Source organism: Bacteroides sp. ZJ-18 (assembly GCF_011038705.2).
Taxonomy (GTDB): domain Bacteria; phylum Bacteroidota; class Bacteroidia; order Bacteroidales; family Bacteroidaceae; genus Bacteroides; species Bacteroides hominis.
In genome coordinates this window covers 3093143-3116715 of the sequence record NZ_CP072198.1, presented here as the reverse complement: position 1 = coordinate 3116715, position 23573 = coordinate 3093143, and the positions used below count along the sequence as shown (strand labels likewise).

The 23573-nt window shown below is 39.8% G+C and carries 20 protein-coding genes and 1 tRNA gene; 9 read left to right on the top strand and 12 right to left on the bottom strand.

Annotated features, from left to right (window positions below; all coding sequences use genetic code 11):
- The first annotated feature begins 77 nt into the window (after positions 1–77).
- A complete protein-coding gene (locus G7Y45_RS12430; protein WP_005805577.1) occupies positions 78–926 on the top strand; it encodes a helix-turn-helix transcriptional regulator in 849 nt (282 codons plus the stop codon).
- 18 nt (positions 927–944) lie between these two features.
- Positions 945–1268 (top strand): hypothetical protein, encoded by a 324-nt coding sequence (locus G7Y45_RS12425; protein WP_005777089.1) that lies wholly within the window; start codon positions 945–947, stop codon positions 1266–1268.
- A 108-nt stretch (positions 1269–1376) separates the two neighbouring features.
- Here the strand turns inward: G7Y45_RS12425 and G7Y45_RS12420 are convergent, their stop codons facing one another.
- Positions 1377–1844, bottom strand: a complete 468-nt coding sequence (locus G7Y45_RS12420) for an Lrp/AsnC family transcriptional regulator (protein ID WP_005777087.1) — start codon at positions 1842–1844, stop codon at positions 1377–1379.
- Positions 1845–2000: 156 nt separating this feature from the next.
- On the opposite strand from G7Y45_RS12420, the gene G7Y45_RS12415 reads away from it, so the two are divergent.
- Both G7Y45_RS12415 and lepB read left to right on the top strand, forming a co-directional pair.
- The gene (locus G7Y45_RS12415) at positions 2001–2438 is read left to right on the top strand and encodes a DUF2000 domain-containing protein (protein ID WP_005805572.1); all 438 of its coding nucleotides are present in this window, start codon (positions 2001–2003) and stop codon (positions 2436–2438) included.
- 583 nt (positions 2439–3021) lie between these two features.
- Positions 3022–3555 (top strand): signal peptidase I, encoded by a 534-nt coding sequence (gene lepB, locus G7Y45_RS12410; RefSeq protein WP_165014625.1) that lies wholly within the window; start codon positions 3022–3024, stop codon positions 3553–3555.
- A gap of 310 nt (positions 3556–3865) precedes the next feature.
- Here the strand turns inward: lepB and G7Y45_RS12405 are convergent, their stop codons facing one another.
- From G7Y45_RS12405 to G7Y45_RS12380, 6 genes are all read right to left on the bottom strand, one after another.
- The gene (locus tag G7Y45_RS12405) at positions 3866–5440 is read right to left on the bottom strand and encodes an arylsulfatase (RefSeq protein WP_165014622.1); all 1575 of its coding nucleotides are present in this window, start codon (positions 5438–5440) and stop codon (positions 3866–3868) included.
- A 62-nt stretch (positions 5441–5502) separates the two neighbouring features.
- Complete coding sequence (locus G7Y45_RS12400; protein ID WP_165014619.1) at positions 5503–8190, bottom strand: glycoside hydrolase family 2 TIM barrel-domain containing protein; 2688 nt, start codon at positions 8188–8190, stop codon at positions 5503–5505.
- Between the two features lie 63 nt (positions 8191–8253).
- On the bottom strand, positions 8254–9741 hold the full coding sequence (locus tag G7Y45_RS12395) for a sulfatase (RefSeq protein ID WP_229080863.1): 1488 nt from the start codon (positions 9739–9741) through the stop codon (positions 8254–8256).
- A 227-nt stretch (positions 9742–9968) separates the two neighbouring features.
- On the bottom strand, positions 9969–11984 hold the full coding sequence (locus G7Y45_RS12390) for a RagB/SusD family nutrient uptake outer membrane protein (RefSeq protein WP_005777072.1): 2016 nt from the start codon (positions 11982–11984) through the stop codon (positions 9969–9971).
- A 10-nt stretch (positions 11985–11994) separates the two neighbouring features.
- Entirely contained in the window at positions 11995–15516 is a 3522-nt protein-coding gene (locus tag G7Y45_RS12385) for a TonB-dependent receptor (RefSeq protein ID WP_165014617.1), read from the bottom strand.
- A 172-nt stretch (positions 15517–15688) separates the two neighbouring features.
- Complete coding sequence (locus G7Y45_RS12380) at positions 15689–16711, bottom strand: FecR family protein (RefSeq protein WP_241158962.1); 1023 nt, start codon at positions 16709–16711, stop codon at positions 15689–15691.
- Positions 16712–16851: 140 nt separating this feature from the next.
- Here G7Y45_RS12380 and G7Y45_RS12375 point away from each other — a divergent pair, with 140 nt between their 5' ends.
- Positions 16852–17430: an RNA polymerase sigma-70 factor gene (locus G7Y45_RS12375; RefSeq protein ID WP_005777067.1), complete on the top strand. Its 579-nt coding sequence runs from the start codon at positions 16852–16854 to the stop codon at positions 17428–17430.
- Between the two features lie 59 nt (positions 17431–17489).
- On the opposite strand, the gene G7Y45_RS12370 is transcribed toward G7Y45_RS12375, so the two are convergent.
- The gene (locus tag G7Y45_RS12370) at positions 17490–17726 is read right to left on the bottom strand and encodes a hypothetical protein (protein ID WP_005805556.1); all 237 of its coding nucleotides are present in this window, start codon (positions 17724–17726) and stop codon (positions 17490–17492) included.
- 241 nt (positions 17727–17967) lie between these two features.
- Here G7Y45_RS12370 and G7Y45_RS12365 point away from each other — a divergent pair, with 241 nt between their 5' ends.
- Both G7Y45_RS12365 and G7Y45_RS12360 read left to right on the top strand, forming a co-directional pair.
- Positions 17968–18414, top strand: coding sequence for a hypothetical protein (locus tag G7Y45_RS12365; protein WP_233484092.1), 447 nt, complete (start codon positions 17968–17970; stop codon positions 18412–18414).
- 254 nt (positions 18415–18668) lie between these two features.
- Positions 18669–18821, top strand: coding sequence for a hypothetical protein (locus tag G7Y45_RS12360; protein ID WP_165014615.1), 153 nt, complete (start codon positions 18669–18671; stop codon positions 18819–18821).
- Between the two features lie 602 nt (positions 18822–19423).
- Here the strand turns inward: G7Y45_RS12360 and G7Y45_RS12355 are convergent.
- Positions 19424–19497: transfer RNA gene (locus tag G7Y45_RS12355), tRNA-Asp, on the bottom strand.
- Positions 19498–19669: 172 nt separating this feature from the next.
- Between G7Y45_RS12355 and G7Y45_RS12350 the strand changes: the two genes are divergently transcribed.
- Positions 19670–20986: a pyridoxal phosphate-dependent aminotransferase gene (locus G7Y45_RS12350; protein WP_005805431.1), complete on the top strand. Its 1317-nt coding sequence runs from the start codon at positions 19670–19672 to the stop codon at positions 20984–20986.
- A 71-nt stretch (positions 20987–21057) separates the two neighbouring features.
- Positions 21058–21648, top strand: coding sequence for a YqgE/AlgH family protein (locus tag G7Y45_RS12345; RefSeq protein WP_005777059.1), 591 nt, complete (start codon positions 21058–21060; stop codon positions 21646–21648).
- Between the two features lie 2 nt (positions 21649–21650).
- Here G7Y45_RS12345 and G7Y45_RS12340 read toward each other — a convergent pair whose 3' ends face one another.
- Genes G7Y45_RS12340 through recR form a run of 3 tightly spaced genes read right to left on the bottom strand, consistent with a single transcriptional unit; the run spans position 21651 to position 23297 of the window.
- Positions 21651–22187, bottom strand: coding sequence for a GNAT family N-acetyltransferase (locus G7Y45_RS12340; RefSeq protein WP_005805429.1), 537 nt, complete (start codon positions 22185–22187; stop codon positions 21651–21653).
- Between the two features lie 3 nt (positions 22188–22190).
- Entirely contained in the window at positions 22191–22640 is a 450-nt protein-coding gene (locus tag G7Y45_RS12335; protein ID WP_005805427.1) for a hypothetical protein, read from the bottom strand.
- A gap of 39 nt (positions 22641–22679) precedes the next feature.
- Positions 22680–23297, bottom strand: a complete 618-nt coding sequence (gene recR / locus G7Y45_RS12330; protein ID WP_005787270.1) for a recombination mediator RecR — start codon at positions 23295–23297, stop codon at positions 22680–22682.
- Between the last annotated feature and the right edge of the window lie 276 nt (positions 23298–23573).

The window sequence follows — 23573 nt, the reverse complement described above, 5'->3', positions numbered from 1 at the left end:
TGTGTCTTTTTAATATAAAACTTCCCGCTTTCCTTTTTTGTTCTTATATAATTATTAAAATAAGAAATAGCTTGACTATGAAATTATTACATATAAAACGACACACCACTTGCCTCAATTATGTATCTGATTACAACATATGCTTTATTCACCAAAGACTCTTTTCAGGAGGCGATTTTAAAGTAGATAATCATCATCACTCGTGCATTTTATTTCTTTTAAAAGGAGAACTCCTGACATCTTGCAGTGAGTTCCACAATCAACAAGTTGCTGAAGGAAACATGATTCTCTTTCCCCAAAACGACCCGAATAAAAGCAAGAGCATGACAGAGACAGAATTTGTATTGCTATTCTTTGACAACCAGATAAATCTTTATAATAAGACGTCTATCGAATCGCTTACCATTCACTCTGAATACGAAAATACTTATTTCTACTCCTTACCTATCTATCCCCCATTGCGACATGTGTTGGACAGTATTTGCTACTATCTAAAACAGAAGGTTCAGTGTAGCCATATACACGAATTAAAACAAAAAGAGGTATTCATGGCATTCGGAACATTCTACAACCAGACAGAAATGGCACATTTCCTGATGCCTATCATAGGACGAGATCTAAACTTCAAGAGTTTCGTACTCGCAAATTACAGACAAGTACGAAACATCAAACAGTTTGCACAACTATATCATTGCTCCGAGCGCTCTTTCAACCGTAAATTTAAAAGTTGTTTTCATGATACTCCCTATAATTGGATTCTCACCCAAAAAACACGCCACATCAAAGGGCAATTAGCCAATCGCGATATACCCATCAGTGAGATAGCCCGAACTTTTCACTTTGCCTCACCCTCACATTTCACCACCTATTGCAAAAAAAAGCTTGGAATCACTCCAAGTGAATTCAGAGAAAAAATTGCAGAATAAGAAGTCCTGACCCGAAAAATGGAAAAAATAGAATTTGTATTGCGACGGGAACAAAATAACAGAAATGGCATTTATCTGAACTACGTCAACGGCTACTGGTATACTTATGAATGGTCGGCTTTCTTGTTATGCATGCTCTTCCCGGAAATCGAAGTAAGAAAACTCTTTGGAGTGCAGCCTGAAGAGAGTTACGCCATAGCACGAGTAAAAAAAACAATTATAAAAAAGCTTGAAAAGAAATATCCGACATCCGTGATGGATGACTCTATCAAAATTTTGCTTCCTCCTTTCAACGAAGATGAAAATATCTTCCTGAATTGGAAAGCATTACTCCCTCCGTAAAATCGACTATCACAGCATCTCACTAAGAAAGGCACTGCAGAACCATATATTGAATATTCAAATATTAGGTGGAAAATTCTTATTTTATAGTTAGTCCCCCCTTATAAATCATTTATCGATATTTAATACGGTTGTATGTTTAATTTCACTCAAAACAAATGAACTCTGCATTTTAATGATACCGTGTACCTTAGTCAGTTTCTCAAAAACAAATTGATTATAAGCATCCAAATCTTTTAAAACTACTTTAATGAAGAAGTCGTAAATACCACCGGTAGAATAACATTCCATGATTTCATCTATATTCTTTATCTCTTCTTGAAAACGTTTAATATGTTCGTCATCATGAACTGCCAGAGAGACATTACAAAAGACAATTAACGGCAGTCCTATCTTCTTATTATCTACCAAAGCAACATACCCTTTTATATAGCCATCATTTTCCAGCCGTTTGATGCGTTCGTATATCGGAGTTTTGGAAATATGAAGCTTCTCGGAAAGCTCCTTAGTGTTTACCTTAGCGTCTTTCTGTAATACCTGAAGTATTTCAATGTCGGTTTTGTCTAATTGCCCCATAGTCTTTTTTCCTATTTTAAATGGTTTAAGTTCTCCTTTTCAGGAAAATAGAATAGAAAAACAAGCGAATATAGGAATAATATCGTATTTTAAGCCGACATATAGGAAAATAATCCATTATAGATAACTTTGCAAGCACAAAAGCAATATAAATATATGGAAACAAAGAATCTTTCAAGTGCCACACACAAATGTGTTTTAGTGATTGATAACGCCCAACCTACGGGCATAGTAGCTAACATTGCCAGTGTCTTGTCCATGACACTTGGGTGTAAAGTCAATAACATTGTGAGTCATGATGTATACGATAAACAAGGCGAAAAACATTTAGGCATAACCCAACTCCCAATTCCTATACTTGGAGCTTCGCAAGAAAAGATAAAAGAAATCCGTAAGCTATTCAATTCTTTAAAAATAGAAGAGCTGGTATTAGTCGATTTTTCTACTATTGCTCAACAATCTAAAACTTATGATGAATACGAACGGGAAATGTATAGTGCCAATGAAGCAGACCTGCACTACATTGGCATTGGAATTTGTGCCGAGAAGAAAATTATAAATAAAGTAACCGGCTGTTTAAGCCTGATCAGATAAAATGTATAAAAATAAGAATATACTATACCCTATTATCTCTTTACTGACGGTTGTTATACAGGGTACCATTTTTGTCTCTGCCAAAGTATTAATCAATGAAAGATTACCACTGGTAGAGATTCTATTATGCCGTTTTATTTTAGCTTATTCATGTATATGGATAATATCACACGGAAAACTTTGGGCTAATTGCCCGAAGGATGAATTACTTCTTTTCCTTGCGGGATTATGCGGAGGTTCTCTGTATTTTATTGCAGAAAACACAGTTTTGGGAATAACACCAGCTTCCAATTTATGCCCGGAACATTGCAACACAACAGAAAGAATCAGAATCATTTGAAAAAAACGCAATAGTCCAAACTATTTGGCATATTCTACTATGCCATAAAAAACAATCGTTATATTTGCTTACGAAACAGGCATCCAATTTGGATATACGTTCGTTGGTCGATGTTGAAACATTCGAAGGAATATTGAATTTTCAATACAAATTAAATCTTAAAACATTATATAAAGATTACATAAAAGCTATTGAATATTATCTAAATCATGACGAATTCCTGAATAAATAAAAGTTGAACTTATGAGAAAGCGATTGTATTCACTTGTCGTACCATTGATATTGGTAGCATGTAGTCAAAAAGTTGAATTGGGTAGTACCGGAATGTATCCGAACTATCAAGTTGGTGAAGTGGTTAGTCTTATTCCGGTAGACTCCCTGACTTATGGAGATGTGATCGCATATTATGCATATATACCCGGCTTTCAGGAGAGGGCATTTAAACGAATTGTCGGACTTCCTGGTGACACTATCCGTTTTCAGGATCAGCAATGTATCATTAACGGCAAGAAGTGCGAATGGGAATTTATACGAAAGCTTTTCTATGAAGATGATGAATGTGAAGAGTATTGCGAACGTCTGCCCAACGACATAAAGGTAAACATCTGTAAAAGCGTTGTACCCATAGATTCGACAACGGCTACCACGTCTGCGATTGTTGTTCCGGCGGGCAGCTACTTCGTTGCAGGGGATTACAGAAGTGGCTCAATTGACAGCCGTTCGCAAGGATGCATAGCTGCGGATTCAATTATCGGTAAAAGTGCAAAAAGAAAATGAACATCTGAGGATATCCCCGATTTATCATACCACAAAACAATGAATAGCAAGAACTTCAAATAGGTTAAAGTTGATATCACTTAAGCGCAACGAATTTTTTGTATACCTAAAGCCCATTGTTCAACGATACAGATGAACTAAAAGAGGGTGTGTCGAAACTCACCACAGAGGACACAGAGTAACATAGAGTGATTTTTAAGTTACTGATTATCAACATTCTTATTCTGTGATAATCTGTGTAATCTGTGGTAAAAAGAGTTTTGACACAGCCCCGGATATATACAGCTCCTATTAAAACATGGAACATTTACTATTTCGCTTCTCTTCCGCTTTGATCCGGGTTTCGCTCTATATAGTATTTGATTCTTTCAGACCAGGGTTTATCTTCAAGTGGAAACACATTAGAGCGTTCCGCCCATTTATTCCACTTAGCCTCCAGCTTTTTCACTTCTTTCGGATATTGAGCGGACAGATCTTTTGTTTCAAATGGATCCGTCTTTAAATCAATTAGTTCCCATGGTTCATTCTGGCTGCCACGTACCAGTTTCCAATGATCGGAAATAATAGCGCAGGAACTTTGGTGTTCAAAGTATAATTCTCTGGGCTTTATTTTTTTCCCATTGATTGAAGGAAGTAAGCTTTTACCTGGCAAATTATCTTTGAAATCCGAAGGGTAAGTGGCTGTGGCAAGATCTATACAAGTAGGCAGTATATCAATAATATGAGCCGGTTGTCTGCAAATCTGACCTCTCATCTTATTTTTTTCAGCATCTCCATAGGATAAGATAAAAGGTGTACTTGTACCTCCCTGAAAACATTGTGACTTATAACTTCTATAAGGGGTGTTACTCAAGTCAGCCATAAGCTGTCCCAAATATCCGCCTTCTTTTGTTGCGCCATTATCACTTAAAAAGATAAATACGGTATTATCCAGCATCCCTTTTTGCCTGATTGTTTCCACCAATTCACCAATTCCGCTATCCACGATTTCAATCATAGCAGCATAAGTAGCCATATCGGTAATCCATTGTTCCTGTTGTTTTCGTGTGAGTGTTTCCCAAGAAGGACGTTTTCCACCAAACTCTTTTTGGAAGACGGGATAATCCATTTCGTCCGGAATGAACTTCAACTTCTTTAATCTGTCGAAACGTTGCTTGCGCAGCACGTCATATCCCACCTTATACCGATTTATGCATTTACCCACGCGATCAGCAGGAGCCTGAAGAGGCAAGTGAGGAGCATAATGAGCCACGTACATAAACATCGGTCTGCCTGCAGGATGCTGTTTGACAAAACTTACTGCCGAATCGGTGATGGCAGTGGTGTAATAATAATCATCGGGGAATTCGGTAATTCGGGTCAGATTACTGTATACGGGAGTCGGTTTATAATAATTCCCTCCTCCGCTCAGGCAACCGTAATATTTGTCAAAACCTCTCTGGGCCGGATAGCTGCCGTTAGGAGCATCAAAAGCTCCATCTACTGTAACGTGCCATTTGCCGCTCATATAAGTGCTGTAACCATTCGCCTTCATCACTTCGGCAATAGTAGGGATGTTTTTCGTAATCTGTCCTCTGTATCCGGGGCGATGTTCATCTACTGCCGTCATCCATCCCATGCCCGCCTCATGCTGGTAGTGCCCTGTCAGCAAAGCAGCACGGCTGGGGCAACTTCTTCCTGTATTCTTGAACAGGCTGAAGCGAACACCGTTTTCTGCAAGACTGTCGATGTTGGGGGTCCGGATTTCACTTCCGTAACAACCCAGGTCGGAAAAGCCCATGTCGTCACATAAAATCAATACAATGTTAGGAGGAGTATTTGTCTGGGCCTTTATACAGGTGAGCCCGGCTCCTAACAAGAATGAAGTATACAATACTCTGTTCATATGATTATAATTTAAAATTGAAATAAATATGTGTTTATTCTATCCACAGCAAGCCGGGGTGATTATTCAAAGTCACTCTGCTGTTTTTCTACCTCTTTTAGTTTCAGGCGGCTTAATTCCTGTTGCAGGTCAAGGACACGCTTTTCACAATCAGAAGAGACAGTAATTGCTTTTTCGTTGTTACGCCCGTCTGTTGATTGGGCTTGTGCCAGTTCCTCTTTGTCCGCTATCAGAGTATGCTCTGAAGGAAAAGTGGAAATAATCAATTCTGCCGGAACGGGAGTCTGTTTGCCTTGCCATACCACCGATGCGCGAATCTTGATTTCTCCGGGTGTAGTGGTAGACCTTACCAGCACCGGGGCAGTTCCCCAAAGTACCGGACGGGGATTGGTAAATGTCGCTTCATCGGCAACGAGCTGCCCCTGTCCTTCAATCTCAAATTTGACTTCGTAGTTATTCAAACGTTTGATATTCCCGTTTTCATCTGCGATGGCGGCTATGATTGTCACTATGTCTGAACCGTCCGCTTTCATCTGTACTTTCTCATCGTCCGCCCAAAGCAATAATTTCACGGGACGACGGGCAGGCGTTACTTTATGTGTCACAACCACCTTTCCGTTCATTATTCCTTCCGCCAGGAGATAAGAATCCGCCTGTTTGTTTTGTCGTGCCAACTTTTTGTCGTGCATGACATCAAAGACATCCTTGAACATGATAACCGGTGAAGGCATTCCGGCTTCATTCGCCGGCTTATGGTAAGTATATTGCTTGCCTCCCTTACAATAGGTAAGGCGAACTTCATCGCAGTTGCTATATACTGTCACATCTTTTGGGGAGAAAGGAGTCATCGCATTGGCTATGTAAACCATCGGTCCGTTATCGGCTATCAGTTCTTTGTTGGGTTCGGCAGGACGCTGGGAACAGAACATATAATAAGATAGCTTGGGTTGCCGGAAGGCATCCATGATTCCCCCGTAGAACGGATCGGGATGATAGCCTCTCTGGTGGTCGAATGAGTGCCAGAGGCAACCGCCCATATGTTGTCTGGGAGTCCTGTACAGTATATCGTAACTTGTAAGCCGGTAATCATTTTTAGCATATCCCTGTGCTTGAATCAGCATAGGCATTTCTCCCCAGCCACGATTGACCCGACTCGGTGAGTTATGAGAGTTCCAGTCGTCCACATTATCTCCCCATTCGCGGGTGAAATAACTGATTTTAGGGTCTAAATCTTTGGAATTAAAGGCTCCGCCGCCACCGTTTATCGGGTGGGTAAATTGGACGGGGAAATATTCATGTCCGCGTGCCGTCGCATCACATCCGGCATAACAATACGGATATGGATATTCTTCTTTGAGAACATCTACTACCTTCTTGGCGAAATCCACCGGATACCAGGTTTCATTCAGGACCGGTTCCCACATCCATACGCAAGGATGATTACGGTCCCGGCGAATCATATTGCGGATATCACTGAATACTCTCCGGGCAAAGATCGGCTTGTCATTCCAAAACTGCCACCCCGGTGTATTGACAATCACAAAGAGTCCTAATTCATCGCAAGCATCCATAAATGCCGGATCTTGCGGATAATGGGCATTCCGGATAACACGTAATCCGGCATCACGCAACTTTTTCGCATCGCGCCAATGCAGACTGTTGGGCAGGGCATTGCCTATTACAGCATAATCCTGATGACGATTGGCTCCTATCAGAGGATACGGATACGGCTTTCCATTCAACCAGAAGCCATCTTTTCCCTTGAATTCAATGCTGCGGATACCAATACGGCGGCAATATCCGTCAATGATGTTATCGGCTTTGTCTTTCACATAAATGTGCAGTTTGTAAAGGTAGGGAGTGTCGGGTGACCAGAGGTGAGGCTTTTCGACAGTTGCTTTACAGGAAAACTGTCTGGCAATCCCGTTACTCACTGACAAGCCGGTTTCTTTAGTAAGAATGCATTTGTTATCTTGATCATAGAGTTCATACGTTATTTTTCCGCCAAAAGATTTTCCGGAGTTGTTGCGTATATGGGTGTCCAATTTCAACTGTGCAGACAACTCGGACACTTTGTCGAAGGAGACAAACAGCCCGCCTCCGGCAGCCTCGTCTTCATAATTGGGATCGGTAATAAATACCTGGTTGTGGACTATCATCCAGCAGTCGCGGTAAATTCCTCCAAAATAAGCAAAATCCAATGCGTCCTGTGGTTTTCCGGGAGGATAATCGGGATCATCACCATTGTCCGCCCATACGGCAATTACATTATCTTCTCCGTATTTCAGGTATGGAGTGACATCAACGATTACAGGCAGATAACCACCGAAATGTTCCTTCAGCAACTTTCCGTTCACCCATATTCTGGACTTTCCCATAATAGCTTCGAAATGGAGGAATTGCTGTTTGCCCCTCCAACACGGTTCGGGAGTAAAATGTTTCCGATACCAGACCTCACCCTGATAATTGACGCATCCGCTGGCCTCAGTGGGGAGATACTCTATGCCATCCGGCAATGATACGATATTCCAGGCCTTGTCATTGAATCCCGGCCGTTCCGCTCCTTCGATATTTCCTTTATGAAGTCTCCAGGCGGGATTCATACTATACACCGCACGTCCTGTGTTGGGAAGTGAATAAAAGCCGGCAGTGGAATAAGATGGCTGGTAGCCGTCTGCATAAATACCTGTTGCTTCGGTCAACATCAGACAGATAAGCACAATTTTCCAAAAGATTAAAGAAAATCTCATAATTCTTCTATTTTACTAAATTAGGTATTTTTCTGTATATCAACGATAGACTATTTTACTTTCTCATAGAACTTCATCCGGCCAAGGTACTAATTTTCCAGTACTTTTAAATCTCGGACGCTGAGCTTTATTCTTTCTTAAATATTTACCTAATTCATCAGATAACCTTTTCACTATACCGGGATGACTTTGTACGAGATTCTGTTTTTCTGAAAGATCATTGGCTATGTTGAAGAGTTCTTTCTTTTGCGTACCATAGTAGTAGATCAACTTCCAGTCGCCTTTACGGATAGTACAACTGGCTCCGAACCCGGGCCCTTCTTCCCCCCATCCATTGGGGAAATTCCAGAAAAGGGCCCGATTTTTAGAGGTATCCTTTTTACCGGTCAGCAACGGGATAAAGCTGATTCCATCCACACGCTGTACCGTATGGTAACGTTTGATTTTTGCCATTCCAAGAATAGTAGGAAAAAAATCCTCTATAATTACATATTTGTCACATTCAGTCTGCGGTTGAGTTACACCAGGCCAATAGACCATCATCGGTTCGCGGATTCCCCCTTCATGGGCCGATCCTTTTCCACTACTGAGCGGAGCATTTTGTACATACAAAGGCGTGTGCCAGTAAGGCTCCGACGCCAGTCCTCCATTATCCGACATAAAAAGTATGATTGTATTATCCATCAGGTCATTCTTTTCCAGATAATCCATCAGATCCCCAAGGCTTTTGTCCATTCCTTCAATGAGTCCCGCATAAGCAGCATCATTATCTGATAGTCCTTTCTCCTTATACTTCTTATAAAACCGCTTATCTTTTTCCAGTGGCACATGAATGGCATAATGTGCCATGTACAGGAAAAACGGTTGGTTTTCCTGCTTCACTTTATCGAGTGCCCTGACCGCTTCCAAGGTAAGTGCCTCAGTCAGAAAAATATCTTTCCCGCGATACTCTTCAAGGCCGGGAGTAGCAAATTTCGATGGCGCATGGCCTTCATAGGCATTTCCGAAATGTGTAAGTCCCTGATAAGTGCCGGGAGCCCCGGGAGCTCCACCGGCAATATTAACATCAAACCCCATATTCAGCGGATTTTCACCAGGTGTTGAACGTGCGGCAAAATGTGCTTTACCACAATGTATGGTATAATATCCATTGTCTTTTAATAACTGTGCCAGCGAAGTCGCATAGGTACAATGCTCAATCTTGTCCTGTTGACAGAATCCGTTTACATTCCATTGTGGATAGATGAGTTTGTCACTTGGAGCATCATTGGAAGCATTTCTCTCCAGGGTCCAATTGGTGACTTTGTGGCAGGTACTGTTCATACCTGTGAATAAGCTTACTCGACTGGGCGAACTGATGCTATTGGCATATGCCTGTGTGAACTTCATACCTTTCCGGGCAAGACGTTCCATGTTGGGTGTCTCGTAACGTTCATTAAAAGGTGTCTTCTGATTCCAAAAAGGTACGGAAGTATCCTGCCACCCCATATCATCTACCAGAAAAAGAAGGATATTGGGACGCTTGTCCACTTTTATGCCTCCTGCATACATATTACCCGCAAGACATAACAAAAATAAGGAAGCAATTCTTTCCATTTTTAGTTTGTTGTTAAAGAAGAAGTATTGCAAAAGCCTTCTCCCCCCCACTATTTTTTCTCAGGAAGAAAGAGTGGCTACCCAAAGAGCGGTGTTAGGGATATATAATAGTGGCAATTGGTATTTTTACCTACCACCCAGGCTCTTGCAATAACTTCTTTCAAATTGAAATTCTATATGTTTTACTTTACACCAATCGGTCCTTCATTAGCTACAGTAGGCCATCCCGGATTCTGGTAAATAACAGAAGTACTGGGATCATTAGGATCTGAAGCAGTAATTCTGAAATGCGTAATAGCAATCGGATTCAGATAATGTGCTTCACACCAGGAGTATCCGGCATCATACATCAGATTATTTGTTTTAGTAGCCCGATAAGGACATAGATACTTACCACTACTGGCATAGCTTGAAACATTAGAATTCGGTTCGCCCTCCTGTACCAAAAGATTCTTCCCGTCCTTCATATACATATCCTTCAAATCGGATTCCCACAGATTGACACCTTCAATAATGTAACCCTTAACCTGATCCAAGGCTCTCCACCGTTTTAAGTCCATCATACGAAGACCTTCCGCCATGAGTTCGCAACGCCGTTCACGACGTATATTATACAATAAAGAAGAAACTTCTTTTCCTGCCGAATATACCGCCCAGTCTCTCTCTCTGGAAAGGTCCGTATTATTCACTGTCACCGTATAATCTCTCGGCAACCCGGCCCTTTCGCGAAGATCCCCCCAGTAGCCGGCCGCTTCTGAACCGATAGATGTACCGTTATGTTCCATACAATCGGCTTCAATATAATTCAGATACGCCTCGGCTACACGATATACCGGACAACCTTCGATCGCTGTATTGCCATCACGATACCAATGATCGGAAAGCCCTTTGCGAACCTGATAGCCCGTCACACATTTTAATTCTGTTATATCCAAAAGATTCGGAGCTTCCGGTAGTAAATCGGGAGTACCATTCATGATAGTCGGGCTGAGTGTTTCACCAGGAGTCATCATGAAAAGTTGCAGACGCAAATCTCTGTTTTTACGTACATTCCGTAATGCCCCATCCCCTTTATACTCATCGCTTGCATAGATCGGCTTGCCGTCACGACAAAGGAAGCTCTCCACATAATTCCGCGTATATCCTGTATTTCCTCCCACTCGAATATAATAAGGAGCCGAATGCATGATTTTATACTCAAGGAGATTGTATTGACGCCACATTAATATTTCTGAATATCCTTCCAGGTTATCTGCGGAAAATTGGGCAAAATAAGGATTGCTCATTTTATATACGTCTTCATCTGTCTTAACTATTTCATCCGTACAGTCTTTTGCTGTATTCTGTACCAAAGCCGCATTCCCGATTACTTCCTTAGCTGCGGCCTTAGCCTCCTTCAGAAAAAATGCAATTTCTGTATCGATATTAAAACCCGTTATATCCTCCGCCTTTCCCGGCCACCCCGGGCCACCCGGAACTAAAGCCGTACCTTTATGATATGTCAGCCAGGAGGCTTCAAATAAGGCAGCTCTCGATTTCAATAATAAAGCCGCATTTTTGGTTATACGATTCTTTCCACCTGTAATATTATTGCTCAGCATACCGATGGCATTATCCAAATCTTGCAAAATAAAACGGGCGACTTTGTAGCGGGGCTCCCGTTTACTGGCTGCAACTAAAGCCTCGCTTTCGTCCGGCAATGTTTTTGTTATGATAGGAAAATCACCGAAGGTCTGTAATTTAGATAAATAATTTTTAGCACGTAAAAAATACATTTCGCCAATATAATGTTTGATATTGGCTTCCGTACCTTCTATTTCTCCTTTTTCAAAACGGGGTATCACTGTTTCAAGAAAATAATTTGCTTCACGAATAGGCCCAAAATACCAAGGGTCATTATTACTGGGATCACTGTAAGCTTCCGGCACTTTCCATTGACCGGGAATCCACTTATTATCATAACTGGTAGCAGCCTGATTATCGGTTGCATTATCATTTCTCCAAATACCTGCATTGTATCCGCCGTGAGTCGTGAAATTGTAGTGCTTTACAGCATAGGCAGCCAAGTCACTTTCATTGAAGAAGAAGTTGTCCGGAGTCACACTATCCAAAGGTTCCTTATCCAAGAAATCATTGCAAGAAGAAAGAATAAAACTTCCTCCTGCCAACAAAAACAAATATTGAATTATCTTTTTCATACGTCATCAATTAAAAATTAACACTAAATCCTGTGGAGAAAGTACGAGACAACGGATAGGTCTTTCCTGAAGTATATGAATTTGATCCGTATCCGGTACCGATTGTTTCCGGGTCAAAGCCTTGCGGCAATCCCGTAAGTGTAAACAGGTTTTCTCCTGAGAAGAATATTCGCAGATTGGAAATACCCATTTTAGACGTTATCCGTGCAGGGATAGTATAGCCGATCTGCAGATTTTTCAGCCGTACATAAGCGGCATTTTGCAAATAACGAGTCTGCGCCTGTTGGTTTTTAGCATAATTGACAGACAGCGGCCTGGGGAAATAAGCATTTGTATTAGGACTCCAAAAATCATCGCCTTCACGAAAGAAATCAAGATGAGGAGTAAAACATGCTGATTGCCATATGTCACCTGTAGCTCCCCAGAACATATTATCACCTAACCATGCGTCACGTTTTGCTACCCCCTGGAAGAACAAACGCGCATCGAAACCTTTCCAGGATGCATTCAAATCCAGACCGAATTTGAACCGAGGAGAACTGTTACCGATAATCTTCCTGTCTCCCGGGTCATTGAGAGTGGCACCGGAGGTAATTTTACCATCGCCATTCAAATCCCGGTACATGATATCACCCGCACCCCATTTGGTGCCTAAAGCATCCTGTCCGCCATTGGGCAGTGAAGCAAGATGGGCGTCCATTTCTTCCTGGCTCTTGGCTATGCCGATGGTTTCAAATCCCCATATATTACCGCTATATTCACCTGCATACCAAGTGTCGATTTTACCCGTCTTATTAGGATACCTCAAAATCTTCTGGCGGTCATCCGAAAGTAACAGGTGGACTCCATAATTAAATCCTCTGATTTGATCTCTCCATCCCAAATCCAGTTCAAAACCGGTAGACTGCATATCGGCATTGTTCACTTTAGGAACATTCGTTCCCAAAGTGACAGGAAGTTCGGGAGCCGGCCCCACCATATTAATGGTTTTCCGGTTGAACCAGTCAAGGCTTACAGTCAAGCGGTTGCTCAACAATCCCAAATCGAAACCAATATTCCATGACCGCATGGTTTCCCAGCCTAATAACGCCGAGATCAAATCCGGTGCATTCGCTGTGTTGGGACGCTTGTTTTCAATCAGCCAATTAGAGTTAGGATCTTCAGCAACAAACTTCATCAACTGGATATACGGATATAGATTTGTCGTATTCTGATTGCCAAGCTCTCCCCAAGAGCCACGGACTTTCAAATTATTGATAACATCGTTATAAGGTTCCATAAATGCCTCACGCGCCACATTCCATCCGGCAGAGAACGAGGGAAACAAGTTCCAGCGCTTATTCCTTGCAAAACGTGAAGTTCCGTCATAACGAAGATTCATCTCGAACAGATAACGTTCTTTATAATCGTAATTGACTCGACCGAAAAAGCCGGCTGTAGCCCAATGAGTCAGTTGAGACTTGTCAATAGTAGGTTTTCCCGTGGCAGCATTTATATTAGGGACGGATTCTGATATCAAATCCTGCTTCGTAGCCTTAAGCTGTCTCCATTTGCTCATTTCAGCTTGAAATCCTGCCATCACTTTCACATGATGTGCCTCAGCAAAAGTTCTGCTATAGTCACTATAAACATTTGTGTTAAAATAATTGGTACGTTCAGCATTTTCTGTAACTTTCGATGTTTGCCAGGTATCACCCAAATAAGGCTCACCGGCTACATTCATTTGTGTAACCTTTAAAGAAGCCGTATGGGAAAAGTTATCGATCGTTTTATAATTAATCTCCCCGAAAATTTTCCAGTTCTTGACAGGCTCCACTACTACCTGGAATTGTTGGTATAGCCAGTCAGTCTGAGAATCATTGTCACCTCCGTAGAGAATAGGCCGGATGATCGTGTTTCCCATTGGATATCCATTAGGATCTACAGTAGGCTCCATCGGCCAACGTTTGGAAATATTCTGATAAAGAGTATTATCGGTCATAGCAGTAGGCTTGGAATAATCCTTTCTCATGTATTTCATACTATAATTCATATGAAGCCAGGGAAAAAGTTCTGCATTAATCTTTCCTGTCACCGAGTAACGCTGCAATTGATCACGACGGATAGCCATCATGCCTTCCTGCCCCATGTAATTTCCCGAAAAATAATACTGTATTTTCTCCGTTCCGCCACTAACACTCAGCGAATGCTCCTGTGAAAATGCCGTTCCTCCGAATACTACATCATACCAATCCGTATCCGTATTGCCGATCCAGTCCCAAATAGTAGGGGTATTCCTATTAGGCTGAGTAGTAGTGGTAATCACTCCCGATGCATAATCTTTGATAGCTTGAAGGCGGGTATCATCAAACTGTACTGCCGTTACACCGTCATTCCGCTGCATAGTATTGAAATACATAGCATATGTGTATGCATCTACTACATGCGGCAGATTGATAGCCTGCGACCAACGAAAACTGTTATTGTAATTAACGGTTGCCTTCCCGGCTTTTCCTTTCTTAGTTGTTATCAACACTACCCCGAAAGGTGCACGCGAACCATAGATAGATGAGGCGGCAGCGTCTTTCAGAACTGATATGCTTTCAATATCATTCGGATTCAGCATATTCATATTTCCTTCCATACCATCGATCAGGATTAACGGAGCCGCATTGGAACCAGCGCCGATAGTACCTGTTCCACGAATATTGACCTTCATGTCCGCACCTATCTCACCGCCATTGCCATCGGAAGCATAGGAAAAATTCATTCCCGGAACCAATCCCTGTAAAGCCTGGCTTACGTTGGAAACCGGACGCGACAATAATTCATCAGCATTTACCGTAGATACAGAACCGGTCAGATTCACTTTCTTTTGTGTACCGAAACCTACGACCACGACTTCATCCAATGTTTGCATATCCTCTTTCAGAATAATCGACAAAACTTTGTCACCTTGCGCCTTCACAGTCTGAGATACATAACCTACATAAGAAACTGTGATAGTAGCGTTAGGCGAAGAGACATCCAGAGTGAAATTTCCGTTCAGATCTGTTATCACGCCGTTTTTAGTGCTATTCTCCATAACAGTAGCTCCAATCACCGGATCGCCGGATATGTCCGTCACCTTTCCCTTTATATGTATTGTCTGTTTTACGGAAGATGTATCCGGTATCTTCGTGGACAATATTATTTTCTTGTTATTTATAACATATTTTACATTAGTATTTTTAAACACCTCATTCAATATAGTAAAGATGTTATTGTACCCGGTTGATATTGATACCCGACGGTTAATATCAACATGACTATCATTATAAAAAAAACTAAATTCAGATTGTGACTCAATTTGGGAAAGTACTTCTTTTACAGTCTGATTTTTTGCTTCCACATTGATTATAGTGCGTTGGGCATAACTGTCGCTGGCACATAGTAAACCAACAAAACAAAAAGAAAACACAAAAAGCAATTTCATAGTTAATGGAAATTTTTTCCAAACGGCAGGCATGGGATTATCCGCCCATAATTGTTGGACATAGTTGTTTTTCTTCATATCTTTGCATGAATTAAAGTTAAGAAATAATTTATTCTGTTTGCGCGCAAACAGTTTAAAGGCTTTCACATACAGGCAGATGTTGGCGCATCATGCCTGTATGTCTTTTTAATTAAGGAGGCTTGTAATGTTTCATAATAGTATCAAATTTAGTTAAACATAAGGGTTCTTTCTAATATATCTCTATAACCCGCTTCTTCTGATCGTTATCTTTTGCCTTAATGACCCGCCAACGAATGCATGATGAAATTTTAAAGTTTTCCAAGATTTCGTCTACATATTGATCTGTAAACATACCGGTGAATGTATATTTGTCATACTTAGAAGTATTTACTATAAAGTCTACATTATAACGTTTCCCCAGCATGCGTAATGCATCCCTCATAGGAGTCCGGTCAAATATCATTTTCATATCTTTCCACGACAATTCCGATTCTCCATTCGTACTCTTTAATAAAATTTCTTCGTTCTTTTTGTTATAAATGGTTTTCTGTCCCGGCTTCATTGTCACTTTACGTTTAGTACCTGCCTGCTGATATATAAATTCTACTTTACCTTCTATCAACGTTGTAGTGACTTCATCCATATTGCCGAATGCTTCCAGATTAAAACGTGTACCCAAAACCTCCACTTTAGAATTTTGAAGCGTTGAAACAATGAATTTGCGAGTGGAATCCTTAGTCACATCAAAATAAGCTTCACCATCCAAGCTTACTTCACGAATATCACCAGTAAAAGCTGAAGGATACTTCAAAACTGAACCAGAATTCAAATATACCAAAGTACTGTCCGGTAATCTAAATGAGGTAATCATCCCAGGCTGTGTACGGATTTCGTATAATTGGGTACGGACAGGCGCAGCAGATCCCGATTGATAGAGCAAAATAAAAATAGTAATTGTCATCGGTATAAGTAAAAACACGGCTACGCGCTGCATCCAACTCCACCAGGGAATATGATACTTGCTTCCCTGCATATACCCTTTCACTTTGGTTAACTCTTCATTCAAATCTATATTTTCAGCGACTTGCTGTGCGTCGGTCATAAGAAGAAGAGTATAAATGTCAATAGCCTTCTTTTTATTCCCATCTGACGACTTGATCCAGGCTTCTATTTCCCGTACTTCATCTGCTGTCGCTTTACCATCATAATAGCTAATGAGCAAGTCTTCTATATTCGAATAATCCATTTCCATGATAAATTTATTAAAGAGACAACCGGGAAATAAAAAATACTAAACTCATTTTCATAATTAACATTACTTAATATTAATAAACTTTATAATTAACAACAGTGATTGTATATATTTAAAATACAAGCATTATCATTGCAGACATGGAACACAGCAATGAAGATGCATATTTATTAATTGCACTGAGAAAAGGAGAAGTAATAGCTTTCGATAGTATATTTAAAAAGTACTACCCAATTCTTTGCGCATATGGGAATAGGTTTGTAGATAATGAAGAGTCAAAAGAAATAGCCGGAGACGCAATTTTGTGGTTGTGGGAACATCGCCAGACACTCCAGGTTGAAACTTCATTAGGTCGATATTTACTCAAATCGGTATATCACAGGTCACTCAACTGCATTAAGCAGAAAAATTTGAAAAATCAAGCTGATACCATATTTTATGAAGAAATGGAAAAGCTAATACATGGTGTAGAAGCATTTCAATTTCAAGAGCTTTCCAGACGAATAAAAGAGGCCATAGATGGGTTACCAACTTCTTATCGGGAGGCTTTTCTTATGCATCGTTTTACCAAAAAGAGTTATAAAGAAATTGCTGAGATTTCCGGAGTTTCAATAAAAACCATTGCTTACCGCATACAACAGGCAACAAAGCTGCTTCGTGAGGATCTTGCAGATTTACTAATCACCACCCTCGTTTGTGTATTGACAATCATCCGTTAGCTATTGAATTAGTTTTTCCTCAGTTGCTGAAAAAGAATTCTTAGAGTAAAAAATTACTATCAGAGAAGTCCCCTTCCAACAAAAGTAGAAAACATTTTAACAGAGGAAAGTCTTGGTTCTTGATTTTTCTCGTTTGCAAATGCAGCAGAAACAATATTTACCCCATACTCAATCTCTTTCCGGGTAATTAGCAGAAGAGGGACTTCTGATTCTGCCAAGTTTCTACCAATGAAGAATGATATTGTTTTTTGTTCTTCTTTTGGCATATTGTCTATCACCAGAGGAAGTCTTTTCATAAAAATATTTATGGTATGAGTTATGTGTTCCTTTGTAGGAAAGTGAAAGATTCCTCATCTTTTTTATTCAATCCTAATCATATTACCCAAATTATAATTAAATTTGTCTGAAACCTTAAAGACATACATCCATGGAGCTAACCCATTATATACCAGTTAATACCACAGAAAAATAGATTTGATAATCAAAGAACTTTTGGAAGAGAATCTACTAAACAATAAAGTTTTCCAATTAAGAATCATGAATATGATTAATAAATATAAGATACAACTCTATTTCCTTGAACAACTGACTGAACTAAGGAAAATTAAACAGGTCACGCAAAAGAAAAAGGAAGCAGTATGCCAAGAGGAAAAGGAACTAATACGCCAAAAGAATTTTTTAGTTCCCAACCCAAACGATTCCTATAGCCGAAAGAAATTCAAGAATCTAGTTGGAATGACTATCGGAGACATTGCCAAAGCATATAATGTAAAAGTAAACGATATATTGGAACTCATCAAAACAAAAAATCCGTATACAAATTCATGTTTATCCACTTCCAAGTTGGAAATAAGAGATTTATTTATCAATAGATCTTACTTTAAAGGAATAATTTCCAATTATTTATCATTCAAAGCACAATGCAAAATACAGAATAACAGTTTTAAAGGTTCTTCTTCAAATTTGGTGGTAAGGGAAGTGTAAGCCCTCGTTTATAGTTGACAAAAAAGCAAGTATCCCGATTTCCCCCGAAGAGTCTATCCATGAGGTGAAGAAGCGAATTTTAGAATAAACCATCTGAAAATCAATATCTTTAAAAAGTAAAATTTCCATCTTCAAAAGCTTTGTTTTAACACAGAGTTAAAGCTTGTTCTTTGGATGTGAATAACAAGTTCTTTAAATGCAAAAGCCTTATTATTTGCGCATAAGAACCTGACAAACTGCAAAAGGCATTAACAATGTTAATTGAAGAAAGGGATAAGGATGAAGATACCGGTTCAGACGGCGCAAATTCACTTCCGAAACTTGAGTTATCTTATTCAGCCGGTGTCTGGTTTTTCTTATTAAAGCAAGCAAAAAGGACAATTATCAACTTGAAAATAAAGAAATAAAGAATTTACCACCAAATTTGGAGAAGAACCGTTTTAAAGGAAAGAAACACATGGGAATTTATGAACGTAAAGTTGATATGGTAGAACCATTAAAAGCTGTCCTTATCTCCACTCCTATGGGAGGACTAAACAAAGGAAAAGGTAGAAGATAGATAGCTGTGTCTTGGCATGTTACTCAAAAGAAAGGATTAGTCAACAAACTGAAGTGGAATGGGACACCAATAATACCAAAACAAGACAAAGAATGCATTGAATTGCAAGACTGTTCTGAACAAAACTCCATACAGTCTTTTTTGCTTATATGACATAAGGATCTCATCCTTTTACAAAATCACTTTACATGATAAATGATGGACTTAAGATAGAAAAACGTATTCATATAAGACGGAAGGTACAAAATTTAAAAAGTAATCAATATATAACATTCATTAGTTCAGTTAGTTAAAATACATAAATGTTACGCATGGATTGGTCGCACGGGTTACTAATAATCGGTCGCATATTATGCACACCATTTTTAAAAGTGTAGCAAAGGTAAGAACATAAAAAAGCACTAATATATTGAATATCAGTGCTAAATATTTGTTCTCAATTCTCCTTTGCGGTGCGTACGGGACTCGAACCCGTGACCCCATGCGTGACAGGCATGTATTCTAACCAACTGAACTAACGCACCAGTATTTCATTTCTTAATCGCTATCTCTCTCGATTGCGGTTGCAAAGGTAGATATTTATTTTATATCTGCAATAGCTAAGAAAGATTTTTTTCATCTTTCTTATTCATTTGTTGATTATAAGTAGATTATACCTATCTTTGTGACACAAATTATAAAGCAATAAAAAGAAACATGAAAGATACACCTATCAAACGGCATCTTATTGATGAAACTATCGAAGAATTTCAAATAGCCGACTTTTCAAAAGCAACCATCCGTGAAGTAAAAGCCATAGCAGCGAAAGCAGAAGCAACATCCGGAGTTGAATTTATAAAAATGGAAATGGGAGTACCAGGTCTTCCCCCCTCTTCTGTAGGAGTGAAGGCCGAAATAGAAGCACTGCAAAACGGAATAGCAAGTTTATATCCTGATATTAATGGATTGCCGGAACTAAAACTGGAAGCATCAAAATTCATAAAAGCATTTATCAATATAGATCTCAAACCGGAAGGTTGTGTACCTGTCACAGGATCTATGCAGGGTACTTTCGCATCTTTCCTGACTTGCAGTCAATGCGACGAAAAGAAAGATACAATTTTATTCATAGATCCCGGTTTTCCGGTACAAAAACAACAATTAGTTGTTATGGGGCAGAAATACGAAACATTTGATGTTTACGACTACCGAGGAGACAAATTAAAAGAGAAACTTGAAAGCTATCTGAAAAAAGGAAATATTTCAGCTATCATATATTCGAATCCCAATAATCCAAGCTGGATTTGTTTGAAAGATGAAGAGCTAAAGATTATCGGTGAATTAGCGACCCAATACGATGTGATTATCCTTGAAGACCTGGCATATTTTGCTATGGACTTCCGTCAAGATCTAAGCAATCCATATCACGCACCTTACCAACCTTCGGTAGCACACTACACAGACAACTATATTCTACTTATATCCGGTTCTAAAGCATTCAGTTATGCAGGACAACGTATCGGTGTCAGCTGTATCTCTGATAAATTATATCATCGCCATTATCCCGGATTCGACAAACGCTACGGAGGCGGCACTTTTGGTACTGTATTTATCCATCGTGTACTGTATGCTCTCTCGTCAGGAACCAGTCATTCGGCACAATTCGCTATGGCAGCTATGCTGAAAGCAGCCAATGAAGGTAAATACAATTTCCTAAATGAAGTGAAGATATATGGTGAACGTGCCCGTAAGTTAAAAGAGATATTCTTACGCTACGGCTTCCATTTGGTATACGATAAAGATCTTGAAGATCCTGTTGCCGACGGTTTTTATTTCACCATTGGCTATCCGGGAATGACCGGTGGAGAGTTAGCTAAAGAATTGATGTACTATGGAGTGAGTGCAATTTCTTTAGTTACCACAGGAAGCCATCAACAGGGATTGCGTGCATGCACTTCTTTCATTAAAGAGCACCAATATACTCAGTTGGATGAAAGAATGAAATTATTTGCCGAGAACCATCCTATATCTTAAAAAGAGCACACTAAATCGAAAAAAAGAGGAATATTGTTTGTTCGTGTAAAATAAATCTTTAAATTAGGGGCATGAACATCAATTCCGACATATTTAAGATCCAATCGAATAACGTAATGCCGTCGAGAGGAAAGATTCTGATATCAGAACCTTTCCTCCACGACGTAACCTTCGGAAGGTCAGTAGTATTACTTGTTGATCATACTGAGGAAGGAAGCATGGGATTGATTATAAATAAACAACTCCCATTGATGCTCAATGATATTATTAAAGAATTTAAATATATAGAAGATATTCCGCTACACAAAGGTGGTCCTATCGGAACCGATACCCTATTCTATTTACATACTCTACGCGAAATTCCCGGAACCCTTCCAATCAATAATGGATTATACCTCAATGGAGATTTCGATGCTATCAAAAGATACATTTTACAAGGAAATCCTGTAAAAGGAAAGATACGCTTTTTTCTCGGATATTCCGGTTGGGAGTGCGAACAACTAATTCAGGAAATAAAGGAGAATACCTGGATTATTTCAAAAGAAGAAAACACCTATTTAATGAATGAAGATATAAAAGGCATGTGGAAAGAAGCTTTAGGGAAATTGGGTAGCAAGTATGAAACCTGGTCCCGCTTCCCACAAGTTCCTTCTCTAAACTAAAATTACCGCTTAGGATTCATACATTGCACAAGTACTGCATCTTTATAACCTTCGTGTGTCAACAGCCAATCTTTCAATACCCCACATTGGGTAAATCCACAAGAAGTAAACAATCGTAAACTGGCCTCATTATCTATAGCTATATGGGCATACAATTGTTTCACAAATAAAAAATTAAAAGCATATTCACAAAGCAGCTTCAATGCATCGGCAGCATACCCCTCCTGTCTATAATTCCTATGAACGGCAATTCCGACTGCTCCTCTTGAATGCAAGGGCACAAAATCAGTTATATCAACTGTTCCCAAAGCACGATTGTCATTCCGGCGCATAATCATCAACCTCAGCTGTTTATCAGCAAACATGTCGCTCTGTGAACCTTCAATGTATTGTTTCAGCACAAAACGAGAATACGGAACTGTAAAACTACTGATATCCCACATGGAAGGATCATTTTCCATTTCGTACATGATATCCAAATCCTCCGGTTCCACTGCACGGAGGTATATTCGCTCATTGGTCAAGAAAGATTGTTTCATCATTTATTCTTTGTTGATATGTAGCTCGGCACGTAATCTTTTCTCTCCCGGAAGACAGAAAAAGGAGGCCGTCAGGCCTATAAGTGCACATAGCGCACCTGTACTGCTAAGTGTAAAGTAGTAACCTGCCAGATTAAACACCACTACAAATTCCAGTAAAGCCAGCCGAACAGCACTCCAAAGCATGTAGCGGCTCAATGCCACCGGAAACGTCAGTTGATCTATTTTCTTTGTCAAAACAAAACTGAATAATTTAAGAGAAAGTGGTATACAGACAGCCGTTATCAAAATACCGGTTGTTTCAAAAACATAAACGGCCCTTACATTGTCTGCTTTTATTCCAACAGGCAACACACCAGCTTCTCCAAGCAATACCAACAGTAACGGAATGATCCAAAAAGAAATATACTGTATCTTCTGGCTTTTCACAACGCGTTTTATTTGTTCTTCCATTTATTATATATAATGATTATCAATTACAGTAATTCCATTTTAAACGGTTCCGGTAAACGTTGTGCGGTTCACGATACTTCTACCTAATGTTATCTCATCAGTGTATTCCAACTCGTCACCAATAGATACCCCGCGGGCAAGCACACTCAGTTTGACACCCATTTTCTCAAGTTTACGGTAAATATAAAAATTTGTAGTATCCCCTTCCATGGTTGTGCTGAGAGCAAGAATGACTTCATTTATTCCGCCTTCGGCTACCCGACGCACCAGGCTTTCTATCTGCAAATCGCCCGGCCCCACCCCATCCATAGGTGAAATTACACCACCCAAAACATGGTATAGTCCACGATATTGCTGAGTAGCCTCTACAGCCATCACATCCCGTATATTCTCTACGACACAAACCATAGAAGCATCTCGCTGCGGATTTGCGCAGATCTGACAAGTCTCTGTATCAGATATATTATGACACACCTTGCAATATTTCACCTCATGCTTTAAAGTTATAATAGAGCTTCCGAAAGCTTCTACCACAGATGTATCCTGACGCAATAAATGAAGCACCAGTCTCATAGCTGTTTTCCGTCCGATACCCGGCAATTTAGAAAATTCTCCGACGGCTTTTTCAAGCAACGTCGATGGATATTGTTGATTCATATACAAACAAGTATATCTATTTAATTTTCAATAAAGTATATATCAATACGCATAGAAGCAACAGATTTAATATAAAAGCACTTCAACTCTCCCATAAAGATATTGTATACTTAATGAAGCACAAAGATACGCATATTTTATAAATGGCAAATCTGCCACTGATAAAATAGGAGACTTATTCAATCGACCTGTTCATTTCTTCTATTACAATTTCCGAGACAACCTATCATTACGGAACTATAAAAACAGCTCAGAATAACGATCACAGACACATAC